The 25,357-nt window shown below is 60.4% G+C and carries 24 protein-coding genes, 1 tRNA gene and 1 riboswitch; of the genes, 10 read left to right on the top strand and 15 right to left on the bottom strand.

Annotated features, from left to right (window positions below):
* Positions 1–23: 23 nt before the first annotated feature.
* Complete coding sequence (locus tag ACVWZG_RS04395) at positions 24–1,067, bottom strand: GntR family transcriptional regulator (RefSeq protein WP_457406354.1); 1,044 nt, start codon at positions 1,065–1,067, stop codon at positions 24–26.
* 155 nt (positions 1,068–1,222) lie between these two features.
* Complete coding sequence (locus tag ACVWZG_RS04390) at positions 1,223–2,314, bottom strand: ABC transporter ATP-binding protein (RefSeq protein ID WP_457406284.1); 1,092 nt, start codon at positions 2,312–2,314, stop codon at positions 1,223–1,225.
* Between the two features lie 318 nt (positions 2,315–2,632).
* Here ACVWZG_RS04390 and ACVWZG_RS04385 point away from each other — a divergent pair, with 318 nt between their 5' ends.
* On the top strand, positions 2,633–3,211 hold the full coding sequence (locus tag ACVWZG_RS04385) for a DoxX family protein (RefSeq protein ID WP_049749590.1): 579 nt from the start codon (positions 2,633–2,635) through the stop codon (positions 3,209–3,211).
* A gap of 78 nt (positions 3,212–3,289) precedes the next feature.
* On the opposite strand, the gene ACVWZG_RS04380 is transcribed toward ACVWZG_RS04385, so the two are convergent.
* The 3 genes from ACVWZG_RS04380 to ACVWZG_RS04370 are packed head-to-tail and all read right to left on the bottom strand — an operon-like array spanning position 3,290 to position 7,351.
* Positions 3,290–5,464, bottom strand: a complete 2,175-nt coding sequence (locus tag ACVWZG_RS04380) for an RNA degradosome polyphosphate kinase (RefSeq protein WP_457406352.1) — start codon at positions 5,462–5,464, stop codon at positions 3,290–3,292.
* A 58-nt stretch (positions 5,465–5,522) separates the two neighbouring features.
* On the bottom strand, positions 5,523–6,482 hold the full coding sequence (locus tag ACVWZG_RS04375; RefSeq protein WP_414350027.1) for a branched-chain amino acid ABC transporter permease: 960 nt from the start codon (positions 6,480–6,482) through the stop codon (positions 5,523–5,525).
* A complete protein-coding gene (locus ACVWZG_RS04370; protein WP_414418242.1) occupies positions 6,482–7,351 on the bottom strand; it encodes a branched-chain amino acid ABC transporter permease in 870 nt (289 codons plus the stop codon). The genes ACVWZG_RS04375 and ACVWZG_RS04370 overlap by 1 nt, the downstream gene beginning before the upstream one ends.
* Positions 7,352–7,518: 167 nt before the next feature.
* On the opposite strand from ACVWZG_RS04370, the gene lptC reads away from it, so the two are divergent.
* Together lptC and ACVWZG_RS04360 are read left to right on the top strand one after the other, a co-directional pair.
* The gene (lptC, locus tag ACVWZG_RS04365; protein WP_457415256.1) at positions 7,519–8,469 is read left to right on the top strand and encodes an LPS export ABC transporter periplasmic protein LptC; all 951 of its coding nucleotides are present in this window, start codon (positions 7,519–7,521) and stop codon (positions 8,467–8,469) included.
* Between the two features lie 83 nt (positions 8,470–8,552).
* Positions 8,553–10,328, top strand: a complete 1,776-nt coding sequence (locus ACVWZG_RS04360; protein WP_457415254.1) for a sulfatase — start codon at positions 8,553–8,555, stop codon at positions 10,326–10,328.
* A 12-nt stretch (positions 10,329–10,340) separates the two neighbouring features.
* Here ACVWZG_RS04360 and ACVWZG_RS04355 read toward each other — a convergent pair whose 3' ends face one another.
* A complete protein-coding gene (locus ACVWZG_RS04355; RefSeq protein WP_414331319.1) occupies positions 10,341–10,835 on the bottom strand; it encodes a DUF3531 family protein in 495 nt (164 codons plus the stop codon).
* A 321-nt stretch (positions 10,836–11,156) separates the two neighbouring features.
* Here ACVWZG_RS04355 and fabG point away from each other — a divergent pair, with 321 nt between their 5' ends.
* Positions 11,157–11,918: a 3-oxoacyl-[acyl-carrier-protein] reductase gene (gene fabG, locus ACVWZG_RS04350; RefSeq protein WP_011433672.1), complete on the top strand. Its 762-nt coding sequence runs from the start codon at positions 11,157–11,159 to the stop codon at positions 11,916–11,918.
* A 5-nt stretch (positions 11,919–11,923) separates the two neighbouring features.
* On the opposite strand, the gene ACVWZG_RS04345 is transcribed toward fabG, so the two are convergent.
* The 6 genes from ACVWZG_RS04345 to ssuE all read right to left on the bottom strand — a co-directional run bounded on the left by ACVWZG_RS04345 (position 11,924) and on the right by ssuE (position 16,696).
* Positions 11,924–13,567, bottom strand: a complete 1,644-nt coding sequence (locus ACVWZG_RS04345) for a gamma-glutamyltransferase family protein (protein ID WP_457406275.1) — start codon at positions 13,565–13,567, stop codon at positions 11,924–11,926.
* A gap of 37 nt (positions 13,568–13,604) precedes the next feature.
* The gene (locus ACVWZG_RS04340; protein ID WP_414398532.1) at positions 13,605–14,339 is read right to left on the bottom strand and encodes an HAD family hydrolase; all 735 of its coding nucleotides are present in this window, start codon (positions 14,337–14,339) and stop codon (positions 13,605–13,607) included.
* A 58-nt stretch (positions 14,340–14,397) separates the two neighbouring features.
* A complete protein-coding gene (locus tag ACVWZG_RS04335) occupies positions 14,398–15,060 on the bottom strand; it encodes a YqiA/YcfP family alpha/beta fold hydrolase (RefSeq protein ID WP_457406271.1) in 663 nt (220 codons plus the stop codon).
* A 12-nt stretch (positions 15,061–15,072) separates the two neighbouring features.
* Positions 15,073–15,312, bottom strand: a complete 240-nt coding sequence (gene secG, locus ACVWZG_RS04330) for a preprotein translocase subunit SecG (RefSeq protein ID WP_011433676.1) — start codon at positions 15,310–15,312, stop codon at positions 15,073–15,075.
* A 289-nt stretch (positions 15,313–15,601) separates the two neighbouring features.
* On the bottom strand, positions 15,602–15,775 hold the full coding sequence (locus tag ACVWZG_RS04325; protein ID WP_083757650.1) for a DUF4278 domain-containing protein: 174 nt from the start codon (positions 15,773–15,775) through the stop codon (positions 15,602–15,604).
* Positions 15,776–15,854: 79 nt separating this feature from the next.
* Positions 15,855–15,936, bottom strand: a riboswitch (Glutamine riboswitch).
* 232 nt (positions 15,937–16,168) lie between these two features.
* A complete protein-coding gene (gene ssuE, locus ACVWZG_RS04320) occupies positions 16,169–16,696 on the bottom strand; it encodes an NADPH-dependent FMN reductase (protein WP_414331394.1) in 528 nt (175 codons plus the stop codon).
* Between the two features lie 233 nt (positions 16,697–16,929).
* Between ssuE and ACVWZG_RS04315 the strand changes: the two genes are divergently transcribed.
* Together ACVWZG_RS04315 and ACVWZG_RS04310 are read left to right on the top strand one after the other, a co-directional pair.
* Positions 16,930–17,001: transfer RNA gene (locus tag ACVWZG_RS04315), tRNA-Gly, on the top strand.
* A gap of 89 nt (positions 17,002–17,090) precedes the next feature.
* Entirely contained in the window at positions 17,091–17,534 is a 444-nt protein-coding gene (locus tag ACVWZG_RS04310; RefSeq protein ID WP_414331397.1) for a DUF29 domain-containing protein, read from the top strand.
* 5 nt (positions 17,535–17,539) lie between these two features.
* Here the strand turns inward: ACVWZG_RS04310 and nusB are convergent, their stop codons facing one another.
* From nusB to ACVWZG_RS04295, 3 genes are all read right to left on the bottom strand, one after another.
* Positions 17,540–18,415 carry a transcription antitermination factor NusB gene (gene nusB, locus ACVWZG_RS04305; RefSeq protein WP_457406268.1) on the bottom strand — a complete coding sequence of 292 codons (876 nt, stop codon included), beginning with the start codon at positions 18,413–18,415 and terminating at the stop codon, positions 17,540–17,542.
* Positions 18,416–18,534: 119 nt separating this feature from the next.
* Complete coding sequence (locus ACVWZG_RS04300; RefSeq protein WP_414343663.1) at positions 18,535–20,694, bottom strand: ATP-dependent helicase; 2,160 nt, start codon at positions 20,692–20,694, stop codon at positions 18,535–18,537.
* 11 nt (positions 20,695–20,705) lie between these two features.
* Positions 20,706–21,566 carry a Cof-type HAD-IIB family hydrolase gene (locus ACVWZG_RS04295; protein WP_414388302.1) on the bottom strand — a complete coding sequence of 287 codons (861 nt, stop codon included), beginning with the start codon at positions 21,564–21,566 and terminating at the stop codon, positions 20,706–20,708.
* Positions 21,567–21,767: 201 nt separating this feature from the next.
* Between ACVWZG_RS04295 and ACVWZG_RS04290 the strand changes: the two genes are divergently transcribed.
* The 4 genes from ACVWZG_RS04290 (at position 21,768) to ACVWZG_RS04275 (ending at position 25,241) form a co-directional block, all read left to right on the top strand.
* Positions 21,768–22,721 (top strand): DUF1517 domain-containing protein, encoded by a 954-nt coding sequence (locus ACVWZG_RS04290; protein WP_238376757.1) that lies wholly within the window; start codon positions 21,768–21,770, stop codon positions 22,719–22,721.
* Between the two features lie 82 nt (positions 22,722–22,803).
* Positions 22,804–23,559 carry a hypothetical protein gene (locus tag ACVWZG_RS04285; protein WP_457406265.1) on the top strand — a complete coding sequence of 252 codons (756 nt, stop codon included), beginning with the start codon at positions 22,804–22,806 and terminating at the stop codon, positions 23,557–23,559.
* Positions 23,560–23,635: 76 nt separating this feature from the next.
* Complete coding sequence (locus ACVWZG_RS04280) at positions 23,636–24,406, top strand: peptidylprolyl isomerase (RefSeq protein WP_457406263.1); 771 nt, start codon at positions 23,636–23,638, stop codon at positions 24,404–24,406.
* A gap of 106 nt (positions 24,407–24,512) precedes the next feature.
* Positions 24,513–25,241, top strand: a complete 729-nt coding sequence (locus tag ACVWZG_RS04275) for a HEAT repeat domain-containing protein (protein ID WP_011433687.1) — start codon at positions 24,513–24,515, stop codon at positions 25,239–25,241.
* The last annotated feature ends 116 nt before the right edge of the window (positions 25,242–25,357 follow it).

Raw genomic sequence — 25,357 nt, 5'->3', positions numbered from 1 at the left:
AAATGGCTCACCTGCAACAAGGCTTAATGCGTTTTTTTACTCTGCAAACCGCTGCCGCCCGCCTCTCTATCCCCTCCGGCTCCAGGGATCCCACCCAATTCCCGTCTCAGCTCGGCCATAGCCGCTTCTCCGATGTGAGGGGCGGCACAGACCAAGTTGGGTGTGCGGATTAGATCGGCTCGGGCTTGGCGCACCAAGGCGCGCAGGGTAGGGTAGCTGGCCTCATCGCAAATCAGCGTATGGGCGCGGCGGATTAGGGATCCCACCCGTTCCGTATCCGAGATCACTGCCGTCAGCACCAGCAGGTCTCCCCGCAGACTGTAGACAATCACCTCGGCAACCTCCAGCAGGGCAGTGCTGATGCTCACCAGCCCCAGACAGGCGTAGGAAGGCAATTGGCGGATCAGGGCAATTTCGCGGGCGTAGTCGGACACCTCCACCGTCAGAACACGGGCCCCCCGGGGTTGGGCAATGGCCTCGACGGCGCTGAGAAAATAGTGCAGCGTCACCACAGTGCCGGAATGGATCTGATCCAGAACGGTGGCCAGCTCCTCCAGGGGCACCAACTGGACCCGGATGCCCAAGGTCTGCTGGATTTGCTGGGCCATCAGTTGTCCTGTACCCAAATCCCGGTTGGGCACACACACCAGCACTTGAGCACTGCAGCGCAATCGCCAATCGATCTCCGCTAGCAGCAGATCCCGCACCTGCTCCAAAGAAAACCCCTGCTGCAGCAGCTGGTCGATGCCCTGGCGCACCTGCTCCAGGACCTGTCGGGATCGATCCAGGTTTTCCCCCAGGCCGCGAGAGTAGTTAACCACCTGGCGGGCGGAGCGGCTCACGTAAATGCCAGATCCAGCGCGGGTTTCCACCAGGCCCATAGCCTCGAGTTGGTGGTAAACCTTGTGGATGGTATTGCGGTGCAGGCCCGTTTGCATGGCCAATTGACGGGTGCTGGGCAGGCGGCAGCCGGGAGGAAACTGCCCACAGGCAATGGCGAAGCAGAGCAAATTAAAGAGCTGCACGGAGCCAGGGATCCCGCTCCCCGGCTGGATGGAAATGCGCATCATGGCCCGTTTTTCTCCCTTTGACAACGCCGTTGCGAGCCCGTTTCTGGGCTACGTAAGAATCCCTCGACTTCAGTCGGCGGGAGTGTCAACTGCCTGCAAGATAGCGCCGACGCCGGATAGACAAGCTCCAGAGGAGATCGGGATTGAGAGCCCTATTCGGGGATGCGGTGCATCCGGCTGGGATCCCAACTTAAAGTCACCTCCGTCCCTTCCGGCAACTGCTGCAAATTCAGGCCGGGGTTGGGTTGCACAGCCAAAAGTTTCACCTCACAGCCCGACACCCATACCTGATAGCGAATGAAAGCCCCTAGATAAGCAGTGTCGCAAATCCGTCCCCGCAAGCGGCAGTGGCCATCGGGGATCCCTTCTTCAGATAAGTCAATCCGAATGTGCTCCGGGCGCAAAGCAAACAGGGCCGCTTCTCCCACGCATCGTTCCGCCAGGGATCCCTCGATCAAGTTGGTTTGGCCGATAAAACCGGCTACAAACCGGGTGGCAGGTCGCTCGTAGAGCTCTGCCGGGGATCCCACCTGTTCGATGCGCCCGCGATTGAACACGGCAATACGATCGCTCATGGTCAGGGCCTCTTCTTGGTCGTGGGTGACGTACAAAAAGGTGAGACCAAGGCGGTGTTGTAGGGCCTTGAGTTCAAACTGCATCTGTTGGCGCAACTTCAAATCCAGCGCCCCCAAAGGTTCATCCAGCAAGAGCACCTGCGGTCGGCCAACCAAAGCCCGCGCCAAGGCCACCCGTTGCCGTTGCCCCCCTGAAAGTTGGCTGGGTTTACGGGATCCCAGATCGGGCAGTTGTACCAGCTCCAGCGCCTCTTGCACTCGCTTTTGGCGCTCCTTCGGCGGTATGCCGCGGATCATCAAGCTGTAGCCAACGTTCTCCGCCACCGTCATGTGGGGGAAGAGAGCATAGTCCTGAAACACCGTGTTCACAGGCCGTCGGTAGGGCGGCAGACCCAAAACATTCTGGCCGTTCAATTCGATCTGCCCCTCATCCGGACGCTCAAAGCCCGCGATCATCCGCAAACAGGTGGTTTTGCCCGAACCCGACGGCCCCAACAACGTAAAAAACTCCCCCTGCTGCACCTCCAAATCCACCCCGTCCACCGCTTGGATCCCGGAAAAGTTGCGGCTGACCCTCCGCAAACGAATGGCAGGCGGGGATCCCTCCTCTCTCCCGGCTTGGGATTTGGCGGAGCTGACATCAGAGGCGAGGACAGATTCGGCAACCATATCGACACAGGCAGCAAATGAACCCATTATGTAGGGATCCATTTACAGAGGTTGACAGGTCTCAGCAAGGCCGGAAAAGTCCCAGGCCGAGAGCAGAGATAGTGTGGCGCAATCGCCTGCGGTGAAAGCTCGCCGGAAACCCACCCGACCGGTCGCGAAAGCGGGCCGGAGGCTTTTCGCGAAAGCGGGCCGGAGACCTTGTTTCTGGATGGGATCCCTTGACCACTGGGGATCTGAGTCCCACCCTTGTTACAGAAATTTAGAATCGTTACAATAAGTTAGAATCTTTGCTCATCTTTGCATCGCAGGTTTTATCCTATGGCACCCTCTCAGCAGTTTCCCGTGCTACTCGCCTCAGCTTTGCGTCACGACAGCGTAACTCCGCGCTGGTCTCAAGTGGCGTGGACCGTTTTGCGGGTGGTGGCAGGGCTATTCATGATTCACAACGGCCTTGACAAACTGGCAGATATTGAAGGGTTTGCGACGGCTTATGTAGAAGTGATCGGGTTGCCCTTCCCGATCTTCTTCGCTTATGTGGCTGCCTATACCGAGCTGATCGCAGCTCCGATGGTGGCGTTGGGTTTGTTGACCCGAGGGGCAGCACTGGGCTTGTTCGCCACGATGGCGGTGGCCATGTTCCATCACATTAAGGTGGCCGGCTTCAGCGTTCCCTACTTGGAGCTATCCGCCATCTACGCAGCGATCTTCCTGGCCTTTGCGGTGAATGGGGGCGGCTGGTTCTCTGTGGATCAGCTCTTGGTGAATGCAATCGAGTCGTGGCTGAACCGCGCCAGCCGGGAAAAGTTGGAGAGCTTGCAGTCTTCGTTGCAGGCCACGGAACGGGTAATTGCGCTGGGCGAGGAAGAGGCCGAGGCCGCCAAGACCACCGGATCCTGAGCTTTGGTGGCCATTCCCGATAGCGGCGAGGCTGCTCCTCTCTCCCTCTGAGAGAGGTTAGCAGTGAGAGTCATCCTGCTAAATGCGGCTGGCGGCCCGCTCCATCAGGCGTTGGTGGGTGGAGCGCACAGGCTCTCCTGGCTTGGGTTGCCGCTGCACGTAGGTGCCATCAGGGCGCAACTCCCAGGCTTGCCGGTTGTCCGTCAGGCAGATGTCCAAGATCGCCTTGAGCTCCCGCTGCAACGCGGGATCCTCCACAGGGGTAACCACCTCAACGCGCCGATCCAGGTTGCGGGTCATGTAGTCGGCACTGCCGATGAAGTACTCTTCCTGGCCGCCATTGTAGAAGTAGAAGATGCGGGAGTGCTCCAGGAAGCGCCCGATGATGCTGATCACGCGGATGCGTTCGCTTAGGCCGGGGATCCCCGGCTTGAGGCAGCACATGCCGCGCACAATGAGGTCGATCTCCACCCCGGCTTGGCTGGCCTCGTAGAGCAGCCGGATCATTTCCGGGTCGGTGAGAGAGTTGATCTTGACGATGATACGCCCCTGGCCCCCCGCTTGGGCATGGCGCATCTCGCGGCGGATCAGGGCTTCCATGCCTTGGCGTAGGGTTCTGGGGGCCACCAAGAGCTTGCGGAATTGCCGTTGCCGTGAGTAGCCCGTCAGTAGGTTGAACAATTCCGTAACATCGTTGCAGAGGGTCTCATCGCAAGTGAACAGCCCTAGGTCGGTATAGATACGGGCGGTTTTGGGGTTGTAGTTGCCGGTACCGATGTGGACGTAGCGGCGCAGGGATCCCTCCTCTTCCCGCACCACCAAAGCCAGTTTGCAGTGGATTTTCAGCCCCGGCAGGCCGTAGGCCACGTGGACCCCGGCTTTCTCCAGCTTTTTGGCCCAGAGGATGTTGTTTTCTTCGTCGAAACGGGCTTTGAGCTCCACCAGAGCGGCCACCTGCTTGCCGTTTTCGGCGGCCTGAATGAGGGATTTCACCACCGTCGAGTCGCCGGAGGTGCGGTAGAGGGTTTGCTTAATGGTGAGCACCTGCGGATCGTTGGCGGCCTCCTCCAAAAACCGTTCCACGCTGGCGGCAAAAGAATCGTAGGGGTGATGCACCAACAGATCCCCTTCCCGGATGACGGCAAAGATATCCACCGGCTCATCGCTGACCGAGGCAGTGCGCAGGCGGGGCGGGGTGACCGGCCCCCAAGGGGGATCCTTCAAATCGGGCCGATCCAGGCTGAGAAACGCCATCACCCCCCCCATACTCAAGAGGCCATCCACTTCGTACACCGAGTCACTGTTGAGGCGCATCTCTTCGCTGAGCCGTTGTCGGATGGCTGCCGGAGTTTGGCTGGCAATTTCCATGCGCACCACCGAGCCAAAGCGTCGTTTGCGCAGCTCTTCTTGAATGGCAGCCAGCAGATCGTCGGCCTCGTCCTCTTGGATTTCCAGATCGGCATCCCGGGTGATGCGGAAGGGGTAGTACTCCAGCACCTGCATGCCGACAAACAGGGACTCCAGATGGTGGGCAATCACCTGATCCAGCGGCACAAAGCTCACCCCATCCCGCAGCGGCACAAAGCGGGGCAAGGTGTTGGGCACCTTCACGCGAGCAAAATGCTCCTTGCCAGTCTCTGGATCCCGCACCACCACCGCCAAGCTGAGGCTGAGGTTGGAGATGTAGGGAAAAGGATGGCCTGGATCCACCGCCAAGGGGGTGAGCACTGGAAACAAACGCCTCTCAAAGTAGTCCCGCAGCTCCTGCCGTTCCGACTCGGCCAGCTCGGAAAAATCGCGGATGTGAATGCCCTGTTCCGCCAGCTTGGGCACCAGTTCCTGCCGGAAGCAAGTGTGCAATTTTCGAATCAGGGGGCGCAGGTGGCTCGAGATCTGCTGCAACTGCTGCTGCGGTGTAAGGCCATCCGGGGTTAGCACCAACACGCCCGTTTCCAACTGACGACGGATCACCGCCACCCGCACCATGAAAAATTCGTCCAGGTTGCTCTCAAAGATGGCCAGAAACTTCAGCCGCTCCAGCAGAGGTGTGCGCTCATCCAGGGCCTCGTGCAAAACCCGGGCATTGAATTCAATCCAGCTCAGCTCCCGGTTGAAATACTGCTCCGGCAGAGCATAGCCCTCTTGGATGGGTGTAGTCCGGATCCCTGGTTGTCCGGCATCCGGGGGGCAGCCCGTCGTGTCGGGGTTGCAGGGTGGCCAGGAAGGGTCAGTTTCCTTGGGACGCGGAGTCATGACGACAGAGGGCTGGGTTATCTCAAACACGTCAACAACAGCTGGAGCCGACCCAATCCTATCCTGCGGGGTTCTGCTTAGGCGAAGGAGAAGTGCCCAAGACGGGCTTGGGCGGACGTTCAGGCAACAATCCTTGAGAGCGCGTCAGAAGAATGACCTGGAGCAGGATCCCGATCAACAAAATGCGCAAAGGGCCAGCCCGGGTGGCCCACTGGGGCGGCAAACGGTTGGTGAGCCACTCGCTGCCCGACCACACCCCCCAAATTACCAGCGCTCCCAGCAAGGCGCCGCGATTGTTGCCACTGCCCCCCGCGATCAGCATTACCCAAACGATAAAGGTGGCAAACTCCGGTTGAAAGGCTTCTGGGCTGATGAAATTGACAAAATGGGCGTAGAGGGCCCCCGCCAACCCCATGAGCATGGATCCCAGCACAAACGCCTGCAGGCGAAACTGGAGCACATCTTTGCCGGCGGCCATGGTTGCCGGTTCATCCTCGCGAATGGCCCGCAACACCCGCCCCCAGGGGGAGCGATAGGCCCGCTCCGTGGCCCAGTAGACCGCCGCCAAGATCAACAGCACCAAGCCCAAGTAGAGAAGAGTATCCTGACCTGGGATCCAGCCGCGAAAGGGTCGTGGAATGCGGGTAATTCCCCGTACGCCATTGGTCAGCCAGCCCTCATTTCTCAGGATTTGGCTGATGATCTCAGCAATGCCGATGGTGGCGATGGCCAAGTAGTCGGAACGCAGCTTCAGGGTAATCAAGCCGATCAAAAAGGCAATCGCCCCGGCGACAGCCACAGCTATGGCAAAACCCACCCAAAAGGGCAGATTGAAGCCGCCCAAATGCTCGGCGCTTGGGGGTGTGGTGACAATGGCGCTGGCATAGGCTCCCACGGCAAAAAAAGCCCCCACCCCGATGTTGAACATGCCGGCGTAGCCCCACTGGATATTGAGGCCCAGCACCAGCACGCCGTAGATCCCCACCAAAATCAAAAAGAAAATGCCGTAGCTCAACATCAGACATCCCCCCCACCCGGGGATCCCAGTAATCCTGTGGGTCGGAAGATCAGCAGCAATACCAATATGGCGAAGGCCACCCCGGTTTTATAGGCCGGGTTGATCACCAAGGTCGAGAATTCTTCCGCCAGGCCAATCACCAGCCCTCCGGCAATGGCCCCGTAAGGGCGACCAATGCCGCCGAGAATGGCCGCTGCAAAAATGGGCAGCAATAGCCGCCAGCCCATGGTGGGGTGCAGCCGGGTATCCATGCCCAGGAACACACCTGCTGCACAGGCCAAGGCTGCGCCAATGGCCCAAGTCCAGAGGACGATCCGCTCTGTATCAATGCCGGTAATCTTGGCCAGCTCAAAATTGTCGGCCATGGCCCGCATCGCTTTGCCCACCCGCGTGCGTTGTAAGAAGAGATGCAGGGCCACCACCAACAGGGCTGTTCCCGCCAGGATTACCGCCCAATCGGGCTTAATGCGCAGCTCCCCAAGCCGCCACGGCAACTGGATCCCGCTGCGGTACACCTGATTGTTGGGCCCCCAGATGATCTGCACCAGGCTGCGCAGAATCAGGGCGGTGCCAAAAGAAGAAATGAGCAAGATCACCGGGGCCTCCCGGCGCAGGCGGCGATAAATGAGTTGGTCGATCCCAACTGCACAAAGTACCGTGGCCAAAGCTGCCGGGAGCAGGCTGACCCCAATTGGCCAACCCAACCCAACAAATGTCAGGCCGAAGTAGGCCCCCAGGGTCATCAGATCCCCGTGGGCAAAGTTGGCAAAGCGCAAAATGCCAAAGGTCAGCGACACCCCAATTGCTCCCAGGGCGTAGATGCTGCCCAAGACAAGGCCGTAGATGAAAAGTTGCAACAGTTGGGTCACGCTTGCCCCCAAAAACACTTTGCCCTGATGATGCCACGGGTTTGCCGAGAGCGGGATCCGGCTCAGCGCAGCGGAAGGATACGGCTGATCGCGCCAGCGGGACGGAGTCCTAAGAAAGCTAGGGTAGGGGAGAAAGCCCCCAAGGAAGATCCATGCAGTCCAGGTCTTTGTCTGTCCTCCGTTTCCTGGCCGTTTTGGCCCTGCTGAGCGCGGGCTGTGGCGGGCCGGAGTGGGATCCCGATGCGCCTTCCGAGCCCATCTCCACCCCCCAGTTGATCTACGAAGACATCACCCTCACCCAAGCCAGGCCCGACGGCGGCATTCTTTGGCGCTTACAGGCTCGCCTGGCCGAATATGAGTCCCCCCCAGAAAATGGTGCCGCTCCTGTGCAGTTGGGATCCGCCCATTTGCAGGCCGTTGAGGGAGAATTTTTCGACGAAGACAACCGCGCCATCCGCACCCGCGCCGAGCAAGGCTCTGCCTACCCCGGCGAACGACGTCTGGAATTGACGGGTCAAGTCGAGGTGGAATCGGAGCGAGACAACCTGCGTCTGGAGGCCCAGCAGGTGGAATGGCTGCCGGAACAGCGCCTCCTCCAAGCTGAGGGCCAGGTGAAAGTGGAGCTGTTGGAGGGCCAGGGATCCCTGCAGGGGGAGCGGCTGCTCGTCGACTTTGGCCAAGCCCAGATGCAGCTGGAGAACTGGGATCCCACTCAGCCGGTGCGGGCAGAGTACCGGGATCCGGATCTGGAGCTGGCTGCCAGCCGTTTTCTGTGGCAATTTGGCGTCGGGGAAGTGCAGGCAGTAGGGTCTGTAGAGGTTTACGCTCCCTTACAAGCTTTGCGCCTCAGGGGCGAGCAGTTGCGGGCTCCCCTGCCTCTAACCGAGTTGCGCATATTGGGCAACGGGCAAGCCAAAGCCGAGCAAACCGGTCAAGAGCTGCAGGCCCAGGAGATCCGCTGGCGCATCGGCTCCACCCAGCTGCAGGCCCAGGGCAACGTGCGCTACCGCCAGCCCGGCCAGGCTTTGACTGTCAGAGGCAACCAAGGGATCCTGGATTGGCAGGCCAACACTGCTCGGATCCAGGGCAACAGCCAAACCCAGCTCACTTTGCCCTAAGGGGGGCTGGGGGGAAGCAGAAAGCTGGCCGAGAGCATGGCAGGATAGGGATACCTTTAAGGAAAAGTATCGGGTGAGTTGTGGTGAGCTTTGAGGACTCCGTCCGAGTGGCGCAAACAGGACATTCCCCCGCAAGGGCCGGCGCTGCTGCCGTAGAACGCCCCAACATCCTGCTGATCGTGCTGGATACCCAGCGGGCGGATCGTCTCTCCTGCTATTGGTCAGAAGCGGAGCGTGCCCGCCAACTGCCCACCAGCCCCAACCTGGATCGGCTGGCTGCCGAATCCACCCTCTTCGAGCGGGCCATTGCCCCCGCCCAATGGACCATCCCCTCCCACGCTTCCCTGTTTACGGGGGAATACCCCAGCACCCACCAGACCGTCCAAGCAGATCTGGAGCTGAGCCCCGCCTTGCCCACCCTGGCAGAGCTGTTGCAGCTGAGCGGCTATACCACTGTGGGCTTTTGCAACAACCCTCTGGTGGGGATCCTGAAAAACGGCTTGCGGCGCGGCTTTGAAACCTTTTACAACTACGGTGGCGCTCTGCCCACCCGCCCCCCCGAAGGCACCCCCTTGCCCGCCCCCTTGAACCGCTGGCTGGCCGCCTACACCCAATTTTGGCGGCGGCTCTCCTACCCGGTGCAAAACGCCTTTGCCCGCTCCGACACCCTCTTCCAACTGGCGCTGCACCCCTGGTTTGCCTCCCTCTGGACCCGCCTGCTCAACTTCAAAGGCAACACCGCCGCCTCGATTGCCGACCTCAACCGCTACCTGCAGCAGATGGCCCGCCGCCGGTCGGATCCCGGAGCACGGCCCTTCTTTTGCTTTGTCAACCTGATGGAGCCCCATCTGCCCTACTGGCCGCCGGAGCCCTTTGTGCAGAAATACGCCCCCTATTTCAAAAGCAACCGCGAGGCCCGCGACTTTTTGCGCCAATACAACGCCCAACCCTACCGCTGGATGGCGCCCCTGCCGCAGCCCCTTTCTCCACTGCAAGCGCAGGTGCTGCGGGATATCTACGATGCTGAGGTGGCCTACCAAGATCACCTACTGGGATCCGTCTTCGACACCCTGCGCCACACCGGCCTGGAGCAGAACACGCTGGTGGCCATCGTCGCCGATCACGGCGAAGGCCTGGGAGAACACGACTTCGTCGGCCACGCCTTTGTGGTCTACGAAGAGCTGATCCGCGTGCCCCTCATCCTGCGCTATCCCGGCCACTTCCCGGCAGGAAAACGCATTGCCACCCCCGTTTCCACCCGCCGCCTCTTCCATACCCTCCTGGAAGCTGCCGGCTTTAGCCCCAACCTTTCCCCCAACGGTGCCCCCTGTGTCAGCCTCAAGCTCCGCCGCGAGGTCGCCCGCCTCAGCTTGGCCCGCACCTTGGCAGGGGAAGATCCCGAGCAGGGAACAGTGCTCAGCGAAGCCTTCCCGCCCCACCTCCTCATTCGGGCTATGGAAAGCCGTAACGACAGCCTGCTGCGGGCGCGTGCCTGTTACGACATCCGCCGTGCCCTCTATGAGGGGATGACCAAGCTCATCCAAACGGGGGATCGTCCCAGCCTCTACAACTTGGAGCAGGATCCGGCGGAGCTGCGGGATCTGCTCTGGGTCGGCGACGGGGATCCCGTGTCCTCTCTCCCTGATGCTGATCCGCAACGCTGTCACGACGGGTCGGCGGGGGAAGCCGGCTGGGGATCCCTTTCCCCCCAGGCTTGGCTGGCTCGCCTGCAGCAGGGGCTGAGAACGTGGGTGAGCTGGGCAGAATCCCGACAGCCCAGCACGGCTCCTCGCAAGGTGAATGTGGAAAGCGATGCCGACTTGGTGCGGCAGATGCAAGAGCTGGGCTACTTGGAGTAGGCAGGGATCCCGCTATTCCAGCCCTCCTTCCTCCTCCCTGTGATCCCGCACATAGCCGTTTAGATCGTAGTCATCCATGTCATCCATCTCCTCCGGATCCGCCGTTGGCCAATCCTCATTTTGCCCGCCGATAATCACGCGGCTGAGGCCGATGTATTCCAGGCTGAGGGTGCGCAGGGCGTTGATCAACACATCCAGCGCCATCGCATCGGCGGTGCCCAGATCAAACCAGCAGCGGGCCCAGTTGTCCTTCTCTTCCAGGGATCCCATGTTGTGCATTAGGGAAGGCAAGGGCTCCGATTCGTTGGGATACTCCAGATAGCTCAGATCCACCTCGGCCTCTTGGGCCACCAGACGCTCGGCGTTAAATCCGCCCAGCTTGCCCAACACGTACCACGACTCCAGCACCTCGTTGAGGTACTCCAGCTCAGCTTCGACCGGCGGCTCGGCAAACTCAAACCAGATCCACAGATTTCCCGGATCGCACTCGCGAAACTCCACTTGCATGGACAGTTCCTCTGCAAGGCCTACGGCCCGCTGACGCGATGGGGCCCAGCTTCTGATCTTAATCTGGCTCTGCTCGCCCATTGGTGCAACGCCCAAAGCTCCTGCACTTTTGTGCCATGCGAATCCCTCCAGCAACAAATCTTGCCGTCAGGGTGGCCGCTTGGAACCACGGGATCCCTCCTGCCGAGGCCATCGGCGGTTAGGACGGACATGGCGCAGGCGGTTGCCGGGAAGTCCGTGGCAGCCAGACGGCCCCAAAGCATCCTATACTGTTGCGGCTGTCCTAATCACGCTGTCCGAATCACGAGGAACCTGCCGCTTATGTCTGAGCTTCTCCCTTTGCCTTCCCTCCAAGACCGGGTGGCTGTGGTCACCGGAGCCAGCCGGGGCATTGGCCGGGCGATTGCCCTGCACCTGGGGGCCATTGGAGCAAAAGTGGCGATCAACTACGCCCGCTCCGCTGCCGAAGCCGAGTCCCTGGTGGAGGAGATCGCGGCCCTGGGGGGAGAAGGGATCCCTGTGGCCGCCGATGTGTCTTGCCCAGAGGCGGTGGAGAGCCTGTTTGCCCAGGTGATGGAGCGGTGGGGTCGGGTGGATGTGCTGGTGAACAATGCCGGCATGGCCCGCGACACCCTGCTGCTGCGCATGAAGCCAGAAGATTGGCAGGCGGTGCTGGATCTCAACCTGACGGGGGTCTTTCTCTGCCTGAAGGCAGCTGCCAAGATCATGGTGAAGCAGCGCCAGGGGCGCATCATCAACATCACCTCGGTGGTGGGCTTGGTGGGCAATGCCGGCCAGGCCAACTACAGCGCCGCCAAAGCAGGGGTGGTGGGCCTCACCAAGACAGCAGCTCGCGAGCTGGCCAGCCGCAACATCACCGTCAACGCCGTGGCACCGGGGTTCATCACCACCCAAATGACCGAAAAACTGGATCCTGGCCCGATTTTGGCGCAGATCCCCCTGGGGCGACTGGGATCCCCGGCAGAAGTGGCGGGGCTGGTGCGTTTTTTGGCGGCAGATCCGGCGGCGGCCTACATCACGGGACAGGTTTTTGCCATCGATGGTGGCATGGTGATGAGCTAGGCACTCTACCACGCCAGGGCTAGGCCATCGGCACGGGGTTCGGAAGCCGCAATGAAGTGATCCCCATCCCGCAAGAGGATCTGTCCCCGGCCAAAAAGACCGCAATCCTCTTCTGCGTCCACCACCTGCACTGCATGGCCGCGGGCGGAGAGTTCGCGCACCACCTGGGGCGGCACCGTGCTCTCCAGCGCCACCTGCGGGATCCCCTGATCCAACAGCACTCGCCAGCGGGGCGCATCCAGAGCCGCTTGGGGGTTTAGGCCGTAATCCACCAAGTTCACCACCACCTGCACATGGCCTTGGGGCTGCATTGCCCCCCCCATGACACCAAAAGGGCCGAGGGGGATCCCTTCTCTGGATAGAAAAGCGGGGATGATCGTGTGGTAGGGGCGCTTGCGGGGGCCCACCTGGTTGGGATGGCCAGGCTCCAGGGTGAAACCCGTGCCGCGGTTGTGGAGAGCAATGCCCGTGCCCGGAACCAGCAGACCACTGCCGAAGCCATCGAAATTCGACTGAATCAAAGACACCATCAACTCACCATCAGCTGCAGCCAGGTAAACCGTTCCCCCCTCCGGCAGCCCTGGCTGGGCCAGGGGGATCGCCTCCCTCCCGATCAACTGCCGCCGCCGCTGCGCATAAGCGTTATCCAGCATCTGGGCAGGACTGACCCGCACATACTCCGGATCCGCCACCTGTCGGCTCACATCGGCAAAGGCCAGCTTCATTGCCTCAATCTGCAGGTGATAGCGCTCGCCGGCATCGTAGGAGATCCGACCCAGCTCAAAACCCTCCAAAAGGTTGAGCGCCATCAAAGCGGCAATGCCCTGCCCGTTGGGGGGGATCTCCCAGACGGTGTAGCCGCGGTAATCTGTATGGATGGGTTCCACCCAATCGGCCTGGTGCTGGGCCAAGTCAGCGGGCGACAGGAAGCCGCCCGTGGCCTCCGAGAAAGCCAGCAACTTCTCCGCCAGCTCCCCCCGGTAAAAACTCTCACCCCCGCTGTGGGCAATGGCCTTCAGGGTTTGGGCATGCAGGGGGCTGCTCCAGCGCTCCCCAGCCCGTGGGGCACGCCCTTGGGGAAAGAAAACGGCCTTGAAGGCCTCGTGGCGGGGATCTGGCAGGGGCAAATAGATGGACTCCGCCGCCTGCCACAGTTGGGCCACCCGGGGAGAGACCGGAAATCCCTCTTGCGCCAGACGAAGGGCAGGCACAAACAGACGCTCGAACGGCAGCTTTCCCCAGCGCCGGTGCAAGGTCTGCCAAGCGGAAACTGCCCCCGGCACCGTCACCGCTAACCAATCGTAGGGGGGGATCCGCCCATGGTCCCGGTACCGCTCCGGCGTCAGGGCGGCTGGGCTGCGACCGGAAGCATTCAACCCGTACAGCTGACCCTCCTCCCCCCCCTCCCACACCAGAGCAAAGGCATCGCCGCCAATGCCATTGGAGGTTGGCTCCACCACCGTCAAAGCCACCGCCATTGCCACGGCTGCATCCACAGCATTGCCGCCCGCCCAGAACATCTCCATGCCCGCCATTGCCGCCAAAGGTTGGCTGGTGGCCACGGATCCCTGTCTGCCCATCACCACCCGTCGCCGCGAAGCAAACGGATAGCGATCCAGGGCCTGCCGCAAAAAAGTGGGTGCTGGCATATCGCTACGCGACGCTCTCGCGAATGGGCTGGGCTCCCTACACAGGCAGGTTATCGCTACGCGACGCTCTCGCGAACAGGAGTGCGGCCAACTCCGCAAAGCTGTCCACCACCACATCTGCCCCGGCGTGGCGCAGTTCCTCGGCGGTGAAAGCCGTGGTGAGGCCCACCGCAAAACAGCCAGCCCCCTTAGCGGCGCGGATCCCATGGGTAGAATCTTCAATCACCCAACACAACGCCGGATCCAACCCCACAGCGGCAGCCGTTTTCAGGTAGGGCTCTGGGTCGGGCTTGGCCCGCTGAATATCTTCGGCGGTAATCACCGCGTCAAACCAGCGGTGCAGGTCGAAGCGCTGGAAAATCTGCGCCTGATCTCGGCGGATAGCTGAGGTAGTGACGGCCAGGGCAGAAAAGCGCCGGCGGCTGGCCGCCAAAAACTCCAGCACCCCCGGCACCAGGGGTACCTCTGCCAGCAGCTCGCCAAAAGCCTTGGCCTTTTCCTCGATCAAGCGCTGCACCAGCAGGGGCCGTTCTGCAGGTGGGGTGTCCGTCTGGTGTTGGACAAGGTACTCGAACATGTCGCGGTCGGTGCGCCCCTTGAACTGCAGGGAGATGGGGGCCAAATCCAGGGATAGGTGGCAGCGTTGCAGGGCAATGGCCCCGGCGCGGGCATGGATTGGTTCCGAATCCACAATCACCCCGTCCATATCGAAGAGCAAGCCGGCAGTCACGTCAGCCTTCCCCTGTTGTAGGCACAGCACTTTGGATTGCATAGACATTATCGCTACGCGACGCTTTCGCGAATGGGCAAGCACGGGACAGGGATCCCCTTTAACAACCATACTGCCCCGTCTCCATCCCCCACCCGCAGAAGCGGCTGGTGATCTGCCAAATGGGATCCAACACATCGGTCAGCGCGTGGTCGCTCTCCACCGCCACCAGTTGGGCCCAGGGGCGACGGGCCACGTAGTCTCGGCTGGCTTGAATGGGGATGGTTTCATCTTGGATCCCGTGCACAATTAGGGTGGGCACAGGCCGTCGCAACGCCCCATCCGGGTAGCGTTGGGCATCGGCAACAAAGCCGTACTCCAAAGGGAGAGGACGGCCTTCTCCGTAGTGAAACACCATGAGCTGTCCGGTTCGCTGCCAAGTCTCCACCGCCTCTGCCCCCAACCGCGGTAGCCAATGGCCCAGAAAGCCGAAAGCCGGCGCCAAGAGCACCAAGCGCTGCACGCAAGGTTGTTGTTCGGCAACCCAAGCAGCCACCAGGCCCCCCAAGCTAGAGCCGATGAGGGTGACAGGGGGGTAGTTCATCTCGGCAAGCTGGCTGGAAACCTGCTGGATCTGGCGGGTCAAGGTGAGCTGGGCAAAATTGTCCTGGTTCAGATCAGGCACCTGAACAGGGATCCCCACCTGCTGCAGCCGCTGCCGAAAGAAAGTTGCCTTGGCCGACTGCGGCCCAGAGCCGAATCCATGCAGGTAAATCGCCAACACGGAAAGGGATCCCTATGGCCCTGTAGCTGCCGAGAGCCAGCCCGCCCCCAACACCACGCTGATGGAGAGGAAAAGGGTCGCTACCGTCCAGGTGATGCGGTTGAGGTTTTGCTCAGCACTCTTGGAGCTGGAGAACAGCTGGGCCTGCCCGCCAATGCCCGCCAACCCATCCCCCTTAGGGCTGTGCAGCAGCACCAAGATCACCAGCAAGATGGCCGAAGCCGACCAGAGAAACTCGAAAAACGCTTCCATCGCAGCGGATCCCCGTAGGGCAAGTTGCCAAAGCCATTATCGCTTGGAACCTCATCTTAGCGCACCCTGCCTCGGCATCGCTCCCATTTCAAACTCAACTCGTTCAAACTCAACTCGGCAGGCCCAGACCCATCTACTTGCTTCTCAGGTGGAACGGGTGCTGCTCCTTCTGGGGGTGTTGCTTTGCCTCAAAAAACGACCCCAAACGGGGCCGCCCAGTCTTTATCCAGCCCTTATGGAGATTTCCAGAGGATCCCCACCTCACCTACAAGGGCAAACAGTATTCACCTCAGTAGCTTACGCCCCGGTAGGTCAGGGGCTGATGAGGGTGAGGCATCGCTTTCTTGCTGGTGTGGTGCACACAGAAGGTTTGACCGCGATACTGAGCTTGCAACTCCTCATCACTGAGCTGAGTATGCGCGGGAACGTAGTCAAAGGTGTTGCCACGGAAAGAGAGTTTCATATATCGCCTCCATCAACGAAGGGTTGAGTTTGTTGTCGTTGGGCCCTACGCCACGGAAAGAGTGGCGCGATTCAGTTGAGGCGCGTTCCTTCGGGAAGACCCCTACTTCCGTCTCTGCACAGCTCCAGGCCACTGGTGAGCCAACTGCAGAGGTGAACGATTTATCCTATGTCTGTATCATAACTTACGGTTTTGCAGGTTTTTTGGGGGATTTATAGAAATTTAATCCGGCCATACCCGCAAAAGGGATCCCTTGCCGTCGGCTCTTCCGCGGCTTCTCGGGCCTGACTGGGCAATCACCTATGCACTTTTCGGAATAGATTGCCGCAACCGGTTCCGGGCCCAGGGCACCAATCCCGTATTCGGCCAGTCTCCGCAAAATTCTGATTTCTTCTATTTCACCGCCTGCGCAAGTGCCTGCAGCCCTGCTCGCAGACGTTCCTCGATGTCGGCCTCTAGCTGTAGTGTTCCGGCAGCGTCCAACTGAATTTGAGAACTCAGGATATAAACCCCTCTCAGGATGTGGGTTGCCCCCATCACCGCCAGCACAGGTTTCATCGCAAAGTCGATGGACAGCAGATGGGCCAGGGTTCCCCCGGTGGCAATGGGGAGAATCACTTTACCGGTAAAGGCGTCTTGATCCAGCAAATCCAGCAGTGCCTTCAACACACCTGGATAGGAGGCTTTGTAAACGGGAGCAGAGATGACGATCCCGGTAGCTTGGGCCACCTTTTGCTGAATTGCCTTGAGTTGAGGGCTATCGAACTTGGCCAGTGCCAGATCCTCTGGGGGCAAATCCCGCACCGAAACAAACTGAGTGGTCAATCCCAGATCGGACAGGATCCCGGCAGCGTGATGTAAAACGGCTTCTGAGCGAGAAGGAGTGCTGGGACTACCGGAGAGCAGGAGGATGCTGGACATAGGCCGCAGACAGAATACTGCCTCAGTTGTACCAGGGATCCCATGTGAAAGATGATTAACCCACTCTCGCCCTGCCCCAGCATGCACGATAGCTTTGTCTCTCGACGTCATTCCCTGCTGGTCAAATTGCGGGCAAAATATGCCCCCCGACTCCCCACCTACTCAAGGGGTCGGGAACGTGATAGGTTAGATTCAGCAAGGGTTTCAGCTTGCTAAACTTGAGACTGATTTACGCGGGCGTAGTTCAGTGGTAGAACGCTAGCTTCCCAAGCTGGATGTCGTGAGTTCGAGTCTCATCGCCCGCTTTCCCCAACCAACCCGCAAAACCCGCTTCCCACAAGCATTCCCGGATTTGGCCTAGTCCGGGAAATCGATGGGCTCAGGGTAAGGAAGCATGCAACTTTACGAGTACGACTTCTATGCCTGGACGCAAAAGCAAGCCGCACTGCTGAAATCGGGGCAGTGGGATCAACTGGATATCGCCAACTTGGTGGAGGAAATCGAGGCTTTGGGCAGGCAAGAACGCCGGGAATTGCTGCACCGGCTGGGGATCCTGGTAGGGCATTTGCTGAAGTGGCAATTGCAACCCCACCTGCGAGGCAAAAGTTGGCGGGCAACGATTACTGAACAACGCCGCCAGATCCAGCGATTGCTCAAAGACAGTCCCAGCCTCAAGCCCGATCTTTCGGCAGCCCTGCAAGAGGCTCACCAGGACGGGATCCTGTTGGTGGTGAGAGAAACACCATTGTCTGAAGCAGATCTGCCTGCCCAGTGTCCCTACACATTTGAGCAGGTGATGGATCCCGACTTTTATCCTGGCAAGGAAGATCCCCAGTGATCTGCTCAGCCCCCGGAACCAGAACCAGGGAGGGAGGGATCCCGACCCCGGTGGGTCTCCATCTGGCTGTCCACTACCCGTCGCAGCACTCCGTTGACGAAAGCGGCGGCCTCAGGATCCCCGTATTTTTTGGCCAATTCTACAGCTTCGTTGATGGCAACCTTCACGGGGCTGCTGGCCAGTATTTCCATCTCCACCACCGCCAGGCGCAGGATATCTCGTTCGATCCGACCAACCCGCTGCAATTGCCAACCCACCAAAGCCTTTTGCAAACGAGCATCAATCGCCTCCTTGTGGGTTCGCAGGGCAGTTAACAGTTGCAAAGCGTAGGCGCGCACTTCTTGGGATTGGGCAATGTACAACAGTTCCGGCATGGACAGGGCAACGCCCACCCGGTTGACTGCTCTTTGGGACAACTGGACAACCTCATCCAAGATGTGGCGGACGCTGTGCAGCCGCTGTTCCAGGTGTTCTAAGGCTTGGCCGGCGTTGCCGAGGGCCACTTGCACCTGCTGGATTAGCTCCAGCAATTCCCCCCGTAAGGCATTGGGGTCAGGAACCTTCGCCTCCTTTAGAGTAATTTCCAGGCGCTGCAGGTGCCGTTGGGCTTGATGAAGGCGGAGGGTGACGGAGCGGGATCCACCCTCTTCTTTGGGATCCGAATCGGCCAACAATAGAGGATCGCTCTCGTGCAACAAACGGTCGCTGCGCTGGATTTCCGCCGCCGCTGTGGAGAGGGTTTCATGGGTCTCTTCACTCAGGGCGCGGATGGCTGCCAGCAGCAAGTCCTCCAGTTGTTTTTCGCTCAGTTTGGCCGCCGTGGCTGGCAGTTGATTGACCCCCAGCAGGGCCAGTTCGCGGGCAATACGCCGAGGTTGCATTGCAGAATATCCATAGCTTCTGAAAGACTGCCCCATTGCCGCAAGGCGGCGCGCAAGCGCTATCGGGCTTAGCCATGCTAGCAGGTTGCCAATCCATGAAGAACGAGAGACTCACCCGGTCAACCGGCCCTAAAACTGCGACTTAACACCCGAAACACCAAAGATGAACTCTGCTCTGTGCCAAAGCGAGATTGGCTGGATACCGAGAGGGTGAGCCGTCGTTTGCTGCGGGTGATGCCCACATACAGCAGCCGCAGCCGCTCCGCTGCCAAGTCCAAAAAGGCTTGCTTGGTGGCCGAGTCGGCCTGCAGATCCCAGCCGCCTTTGGGGCTGAGCTGTCGCAACTGAGCCAGGGCCTCTGCCTGCATATCCACTTCATCCAAAAACTTCAGCCCCAGGGTTCGCTCCCCGTACTGGGTGGGAAACTCGTAGGCCGACACTTGGGGGATGAAGACCTGATCCCATTCCAGCCCCTTGGCGCGATGCAGAGTCGTGACAGTGATGCTGCCCGGCTCGGGGTCGAAGGCGAAGATCTCCGAAGGCAAGTTGTTGAGGCGGTGATCCAGAATCACTTGAAATTCTTGGGCGATCTCCTGCCAATCGGTTTCGGGCAGGGATCCCAGCACCTGCTCCAGCTGATCGATTACATAGCGACCCACAAACAGCTCTTCCGGCTTGCGGTAGAGGCTTTGAACGATCACATTCAGCACCTCCGGCCAAGGGGAGCGCCCGGCCCGGAGCCAACCGGCAAGGGTGCGCAGCAGCCTGCCCAAGTTCTGCCAAGGCGGGCCATCGGGCAGAGCGGGAGCCTCACCAAAGTTGGGAAATAGCAGCCGCTCCGGCAGAGAGGCGCGGATCCAGCTCAACATCGGTCCCAGTTCAGCACGTGGGATCCCCGCCCAATCCGCCAAGCAATCCACAGCAGCAGCCAAGCGAGTGGGGGCAGTGGGCTGGGCAAACCAGTCGATGATTCCCTTGAGCTGCAACAACACCCGCCGCTGACTGGGACTGCCCCGCAACAGATCGATCACCCGCTCCGCTCCCATTTCCTGGAGATAGCTGAGGGCTTTGCCCCCCAGCTCGTTGGTGGTGACCAGAATGGCCACCGTTTGGCCGGGAAAAGCTTGGGCGGCTGCAATGGCCTGCCGCGCCACCTGTTGCAGCTCCTCTTCCGGGGATCCGACAACCCGCAGAAAGTCCACACCACCCTCGCTGGCCGGGGGGTTTTGGCCACCGGAGGTGGCCAGTTGAATGGGCTGGGGGGCCAGAGCGGTGCGCAAAGCCGGGATGGGGTGCTGCTGATTCACCCACTCCACCAGGCGGTTGGCCAAAGCGATGATCTGGGGGGCGCTGCGGCTGGATTCATCCAAGAGCACCACCTGAGGACTGGCCTGGCAAAAGGCGCGAAACAGCCGCGGCTCGGCGCTGGTAAAGGTGCCCATGATGCTCTGGTTGGGATCCCCCACCCGCACCAGGTTGCCGGTGCGTTGGCTGAGCAGCCGCAGCAGCTCTTCCTGCAGGGGGGAACTGTCTTGGGCCTCATCCTCGAACAGGTAGTCGTACCAGTTCTGCACCTGCTCCCGCAGCTCTGGACTGCCCTCGATCAAATCCACTGCTTGCCAGCCCAGGTCGTCGTAGTCTAACTTGCCCAGGCGACGCAATTCCGCTTGATAACCGGCGTAGATGGGAGCAGCCCAGCCCAGATAGCCCTCGCTGGGGATCACTTCTGGCCCCAGGCGCAGATTCTTGGCCCTGCTGATGACCACCTGCACCATCTGCTGGAAACTGCGCCGGAACTGGGCTCGGTTTTGGGCGATCTTTTGCGGGTTGTTGTCGCCGGGGATCAGCGGCTCCCAGAGCTGAGTATGGCGGACGAGCCAAGCGCGGCACAGGCGGCTGAGCAACCGCTCCTGTTCGTATCCCTCCAAAATAGACAGCTCCTCCCAACGGCTGGGGGCCTCCCGCAACACCCGCAACGACAAAGAATGCAGGGTAAAGGCCTGGGTAAAGCGATCCGGATACCCCGCCCGTTGCAAACGTTGATTGATGCGGCTGATCAAGTTGCCCCGCGCCGAACGCATGTAGGTGAACACCCCGATGCGCTCCGGTGGGATCCCCCGATTGAGAATTAAATCGGCGATCAACAGCTCCAGAATAAAGGTCTTGCCGCTCCCCGGAACGGCGGCGATCCCCAGCGGCCCCGATTGGTAGGCCAACGCCTGTTGCTGCGCCGGACGCAGGGTGACCTCAGGAAAGGGAGAAGAAGCCAGACCCAGCATGGGATCCCTGCCTAGCTGAGGATGAAGGTCTCGATGGCTGCCGCCACCCCGTCTTCTGCCACAGGAGGGGCAATCCAATCGGCATGGGGCAAGAGAGCTGGCGAGGCATTTCCCATCGCCACCCCGATCCCGGCGTATTGAATCATCTCAATGTCGTTGTCGCCATCGCCAATGGCCATCACCTGCTCCGCCGACAACCCCAGCATTTCCTCCGCCAAAAAACGAACGGCATTGCCCTTGTTCACCGCCGGATGGGTAGCCTCCAGAAAAATTGGCTCCGAACGGGTGAGATAGAGCTGGTCAGGGGAATACCGCCGCCGCAGGGATCCCTGCAATTCCTGCAGGAACTCGGTATCCTCAGAAACAGCCAGGATCTTGGTGGGGCTTCGTCCGTATTGGGCGGAAGAGAACATCTGGAACGGCACCTGAGAGCGCTCAGCATAGGCCTGACTGAGAGGGCTCAGCTCCCGTAAGTAGAGCTGGTCATCGATGTAGAGGTGAACCCCCACCGGCTGATCCTGCAACGCTTGCAACAACTCCTCGGCCAGCGGCCAGTCCAGGCTCCAGTGCTTTAGGGTCTTTTGGCTATCGGGATCCCGAATTAAAGCCCCCTGGTAGCTGCATAGGGGCATATCGGCCCCAATCGCGTAGTGGAACCGCTCGGCAGAACGATGCATGCGACCCGTAGCGATGGCTACTCGCACCCCTGCTGCTTTGGCCTTCTGAATGGCCTCCCGAACCGGCTCTGAAACCTGGTTGGAAGGCCCAGCAATCGTGCCATCGATATCCACCACCAACAGCCGAATCTGGGCACGGGGTGGAGAAGATGCCCGCTCTCTTTCCTCGGCTTGGACGTTAGCCTGAGTTTGCATTGCTGTTGTTTGCCCTCCTCCTGGCAACCTTCCAGACCGTAGCATGGCTCTGCCTCGATTGGTTGACGGTCATTGGCCGGCTCAGTACACAAAGAATCAACACAGAAGAATTGAACAAGTGAGATGGCCGGGTGGGGGATCGGTTTCCGCCCCTATTCCCGCCAACGAGAAAGCGTAGAATTAAGAAAGACTAGCCCCGTGATGGACGAAAACATTGTGATCATGCTGAAACGAATCGGTCGCGTCTGCCGGCCTTTGCTGGCCATTGCCCTGGCCTTGACCTTGGCCCTGGCTCCCATAGGCGCTGTTTGGGCACGCAGTGGCGGTCGCATTGGCGGCGGATCTTTCCGGTCTCCGACGTTCTCTGCCCCCCGCTCGATTGGCCCGCACTACTCAGCTCCTGTCTACCCCAGCTATGGAGGCGGCTTTGGTTTTCCGCTGCTGGTGCCCTTTTTCTGGGGAGGGGGGGGTGGCGGCCTGCTGACGCTGCTGCTCTTGGTTGGGGCAGGTAGCTTTTTGGTGCAGACGCTGCGCTCGGGGATCAGATCCGAAGAAGGGGACGATAGCATTGGGGTTCGCGATCCCCAGGTAACTGTTGCGCAGGTAAAAGTGGGACTGCTGGCCAGCGCCCGGCAACTGCAAAAAGACATGAACGCCCTGGCTCTGGAGGCGGATACTCAGTCGCCAGAAGGGCTGAGCCAACTGTTGCAAGAGGTCACCCTTGGCTTGATGCGCTACAGCGACTACTGGGCCTATGGCCATGCCCAAGCGGAGAAGCTGCCCCTCTCCCGCGCCGAATCCCTGTTCTATCAAGCCTCTTTACAAGAACGGAGCAAGTTCAGCGTCGAAAGCCTCAGCAACCGCAACAACCAGATCCAACAAGTCTCCCAAGCGGCGCTGCAGCGATCTGCTGCTGGGATCCCAGATGTTGGCGAGTACCTGCTGGTGACTCTACTGGTTGCGTATCGTGGTAACTTGGGTACACTACCTGTAGTTAACTCCATGGCGGATCTGCGGCAGTGCCTGTTGCAGCTGGCTTCGATTCCGGCAGATCGGATTGTGGCCATCGAAGTGCTGTGGACGCCGCAGTTGGAGGGAGACACCCTGTCGGCAGAGGCGCTGTTGACCGAGTACCCGGAAATGCGGCTCCTTTGAGAGCCTTTGGGCGATAGACGGCAACTGTTGGCTGAGTGTCTCAACTCCTCGGGATCCCCGCCGCTCAGGCTAGGGAGGTTGTATGTCCGGGTTAGATGCTTCAGCGGGCAGAGGCCGTCGTTCCCCTTGGGCATGGTCTGGCCAAGTCAAGCAGGCAGATTCTCTGTTGGATGAGCTGTTCGAGGATTTGGAGAACAGCTTGGAAGAGGGGCTGTCAGAAGCCGGCGAATATCCTTACCTCGGCACACGGCCCCCACTGCCTTCCCGGCGCTTCTCTGCTGCCGGAGGATTACTGCTGGGTATGGCTTTGGCCGCTACCTTGGTGGCAGGGCTGGCTTTTTGGATGACCCTGCGCCCGCGGGCGGTGGTTTTTTCGCAGGCCACTCGGGATCCCTTGGCTGAGGCAGCCGATTCATCCCATTCTGATTCTCACCGGAAGCCCCTGCTTTCCTCCGTTGCTGAGGTGGATGAAAATCCTGAAACTCCCCCCAGCGATTCGGCGAAGGCTGTCTTGGTCGAACCGGCAAAACCGCCGACTGTTGTCGCTCCTCTTGCTTCAAGAGGGGTCGGTGCTCCTTCTCCCCCCAGGGTACCTGCGCCTCCGGTGCCAGCGCGGATCCCACCCCAGCCTCTGCCGCAGATGAAGCTGGTGGGATTGATCCACGATCCAGGTGCTCCCAAGGCCCTGATTTTGATCGACAACGTAGTACGTCAGGTGGCTGTTGGCCATGCGGTAAAAGCAGAGTGGCGGGTTACCGCCATCAGCCCCTACGGTGTGAGGGTGAGCAATGGCGCTCAAAGCGTTACCTTGCAGTTGGGGCTGTCGCAGCGGATCTGAATCACCTGGATAGGGATCCCTGCTGGGTTGAGCAGCGCCTGGAGGGTGGGAGATTGGATTGAAGGAGAAGGGGCAGATGAAATTCGCCAAGCTGGGGCGAATGAGCCGCTGCAGAGTGGGAGTGGGCTTAGTTCTGGGATACCTCTGTCTCGGGCTGTCCGCTTGTCGCAGTACACCCCCCCTCTCAGAATCCCCCTCTGGGATCCCGGCGGCCTATGCTAGCCGCCCGCAACTGCAAGGGAAGGCAGTGGTGGAGATGGAGGTGCAAACTGCTGAGGGGGTAGGCAAGGTGATCTTGGCGATCCACGGGGAAGCGGCACCCCTGACCGGCGGCCAGTTCGTGGATTTGGTTCAGCGGGGCTTTTACAATGGCCTCACCTTCCATCGGGTGGAAAAGGATCCGCAGCCTTTTGTGGTGCAGGGTGGGGATCCCCGTGGTGACGGTACAGGGGGTGCAACAGAGCCGGGGAGCAACCGCCTGCGCACCATCCCCCTGGAAATTCAGCTGCGTGGGGAACCCTACCCCCGCTACAACACCTTGATCCAGGATCCCGCTGCTCTGAGTAAGTTGCTCTTGCCCCATCGTTTGGGGGCGGTGGCCATGGCCCGTTCTAGCCCACTTGACTCAGCCTCTTCCCAGTTTTACATCACCCTCTCTGCTCTGCCGATTTTGGACGGGCGCTATGCCGTGTTCGGCTACGTCACCGAGGGGATGGAGTGGGTGGAGCGCATCCAGGTGGGAGATGTGATCCGCTCGGCGCGGGTGTTGGAAGGAGCGGACTTGCTTAGGGTGCCGGGATCCCAACCGGAAAGAGCAGATCAGATGGAGGATCCCGGCAGTTTATGATGGGCAGCAACTCTGCTGCTGGTTTGGTTGTTGTGGCTCTGGCTTTTGCCTTGGGGAAGGGCAAGTTTTGCCCCCGTCCCCTCCGCCAACACCTGGGCACCCTTTCATGCAAGAAGACGCTTTTTCCCCCCTTGAGCCCCTAGACGAGCTGCCACCTCACTCACCGCCGGAGGTGGATGTGGAGCTGATGCTGCAGCAGTTGCAGGATCCGGATCCCTATTTGCGGATGCAGGCGGCCCGCGCCTTCTGTGAGATCGAAGAACCCCGCGCCGTTAAACCCCTGCTGGCCCTAGTCCGGGATCCCTGCCCGTTGGTGCGGGTGGGAGCAGCCTATGCCCTAGGTCGGAATCCGGATCCCGCTGAGGTGGAGGTGCTGATCGAGGGCTTGCGCTGGGATTGGAACGGCTATGTGCGCAAAGGTTTGGTGTGGGCGTTGGGCAATGCCAAGGATCCGCGCGCCTACCCGGTGTTGCTGGAAGTGTTGGCCGGGGATATCGCGGCAGTGCGATTGTGGGCTGCCAGTGCCCTCGGACAATTGGCTCAGGCGCAGGCGTTGCCCGGCCCGGCATTGGATGAGGTGGTCGCAGCTCTCTGCCGGGGTTTGGCTCAAGATCCAATCGCGGCGGTACGCGGCAACTGTGCCTGGAGCTTAGGGATCCTGGGGCAACAGGTGAAACTGGCTCTCGAGGATCCCGCCGTTTACGCAATGCTAACAAGGCAGTTGCTGACCAGCGCCCGCCACGATCCCGATTGGGGGGTTCGGGATGACGCGCGGCTTGCCCTACAAAAGCTGGCAGATCCCGATTTGCTGGAGCAACTGGATAACCTCAGCTGATCGTTATAGTCATTTTTAAACTAGATTGAGACACTCCCCAAGCATTCCACGCTGCTGCCCCTACTCCCAGCCTCGCTGCCAGAGGGAGAGGGGAGCTAGACGAAAATGTTTCATTC

Source organism: Thermostichus sp. OS-CIW-33 (assembly GCF_054059615.1).
The sequence above is the reverse complement of the archived record's forward strand: the minus strand, read 5'-3'. Positions and strand labels throughout refer to the sequence as shown.

Bases quoted from the DNA above. Each gene is read 5' to 3' on its own strand.
- ACVWZG_RS04395 (WP_457406354.1), bottom strand. From the start codon at position 1,067: ATGCGCATTTCCATCCAGCCGGGGAGCGGGATCCCTGGCTCCGTGCAG.
- ACVWZG_RS04390 (WP_457406284.1), bottom strand. From the start codon at position 2,314: ATGGTTGCCGAATCTGTCCTCGCCTCTGATGTCAGCTCCGCCAAATCC.
- ACVWZG_RS04385 (WP_049749590.1), top strand. From the start codon at position 2,633: ATGGCACCCTCTCAGCAGTTTCCCGTGCTACTCGCCTCAGCTTTGCGT.
- ACVWZG_RS04380 (WP_457406352.1), bottom strand. From the start codon at position 5,464: ATGACTCCGCGTCCCAAGGAAACTGACCCTTCCTGGCCACCCTGCAAC.
- ACVWZG_RS04375 (WP_414350027.1), bottom strand. From the start codon at position 6,482: ATGTTGAGCTACGGCATTTTCTTTTTGATTTTGGTGGGGATCTACGGC.
- ACVWZG_RS04355 (WP_414331319.1), bottom strand. From the start codon at position 10,835: ATGCAAGTGGAGTTTCGCGAGTGCGATCCGGGAAATCTGTGGATCTGG.
- fabG (WP_011433672.1), top strand. From the start codon at position 11,157: ATGTCTGAGCTTCTCCCTTTGCCTTCCCTCCAAGACCGGGTGGCTGTG.
- ACVWZG_RS04345 (WP_457406275.1), bottom strand. From the start codon at position 13,567: ATGCCAGCACCCACTTTTTTGCGGCAGGCCCTGGATCGCTATCCGTTT.
- ACVWZG_RS04340 (WP_414398532.1), bottom strand. From the start codon at position 14,339: ATGCAATCCAAAGTGCTGTGCCTACAACAGGGGAAGGCTGACGTGACT.
- secG (WP_011433676.1), bottom strand. From the start codon at position 15,312: ATGGAAGCGTTTTTCGAGTTTCTCTGGTCGGCTTCGGCCATCTTGCTG.
- ACVWZG_RS04325 (WP_083757650.1), bottom strand. From the start codon at position 15,775: ATGAAACTCTCTTTCCGTGGCAACACCTTTGACTACGTTCCCGCGCAT.
- ssuE (WP_414331394.1), bottom strand. From the start codon at position 16,696: ATGTCCAGCATCCTCCTGCTCTCCGGTAGTCCCAGCACTCCTTCTCGC.
- ACVWZG_RS04310 (WP_414331397.1), top strand. From the start codon at position 17,091: ATGCAACTTTACGAGTACGACTTCTATGCCTGGACGCAAAAGCAAGCC.
- nusB (WP_457406268.1), bottom strand. From the start codon at position 18,415: ATGCAACCTCGGCGTATTGCCCGCGAACTGGCCCTGCTGGGGGTCAAT.
- ACVWZG_RS04300 (WP_414343663.1), bottom strand. From the start codon at position 20,694: ATGCTGGGTCTGGCTTCTTCTCCCTTTCCTGAGGTCACCCTGCGTCCG.
- ACVWZG_RS04295 (WP_414388302.1), bottom strand. From the start codon at position 21,566: ATGCAAACTCAGGCTAACGTCCAAGCCGAGGAAAGAGAGCGGGCATCT.
- ACVWZG_RS04290 (WP_238376757.1), top strand. From the start codon at position 21,768: ATGGACGAAAACATTGTGATCATGCTGAAACGAATCGGTCGCGTCTGC.
- ACVWZG_RS04285 (WP_457406265.1), top strand. From the start codon at position 22,804: ATGTCCGGGTTAGATGCTTCAGCGGGCAGAGGCCGTCGTTCCCCTTGG.
- ACVWZG_RS04280 (WP_457406263.1), top strand. From the start codon at position 23,636: ATGAAATTCGCCAAGCTGGGGCGAATGAGCCGCTGCAGAGTGGGAGTG.
- ACVWZG_RS04275 (WP_011433687.1), top strand. From the start codon at position 24,513: ATGCAAGAAGACGCTTTTTCCCCCCTTGAGCCCCTAGACGAGCTGCCA.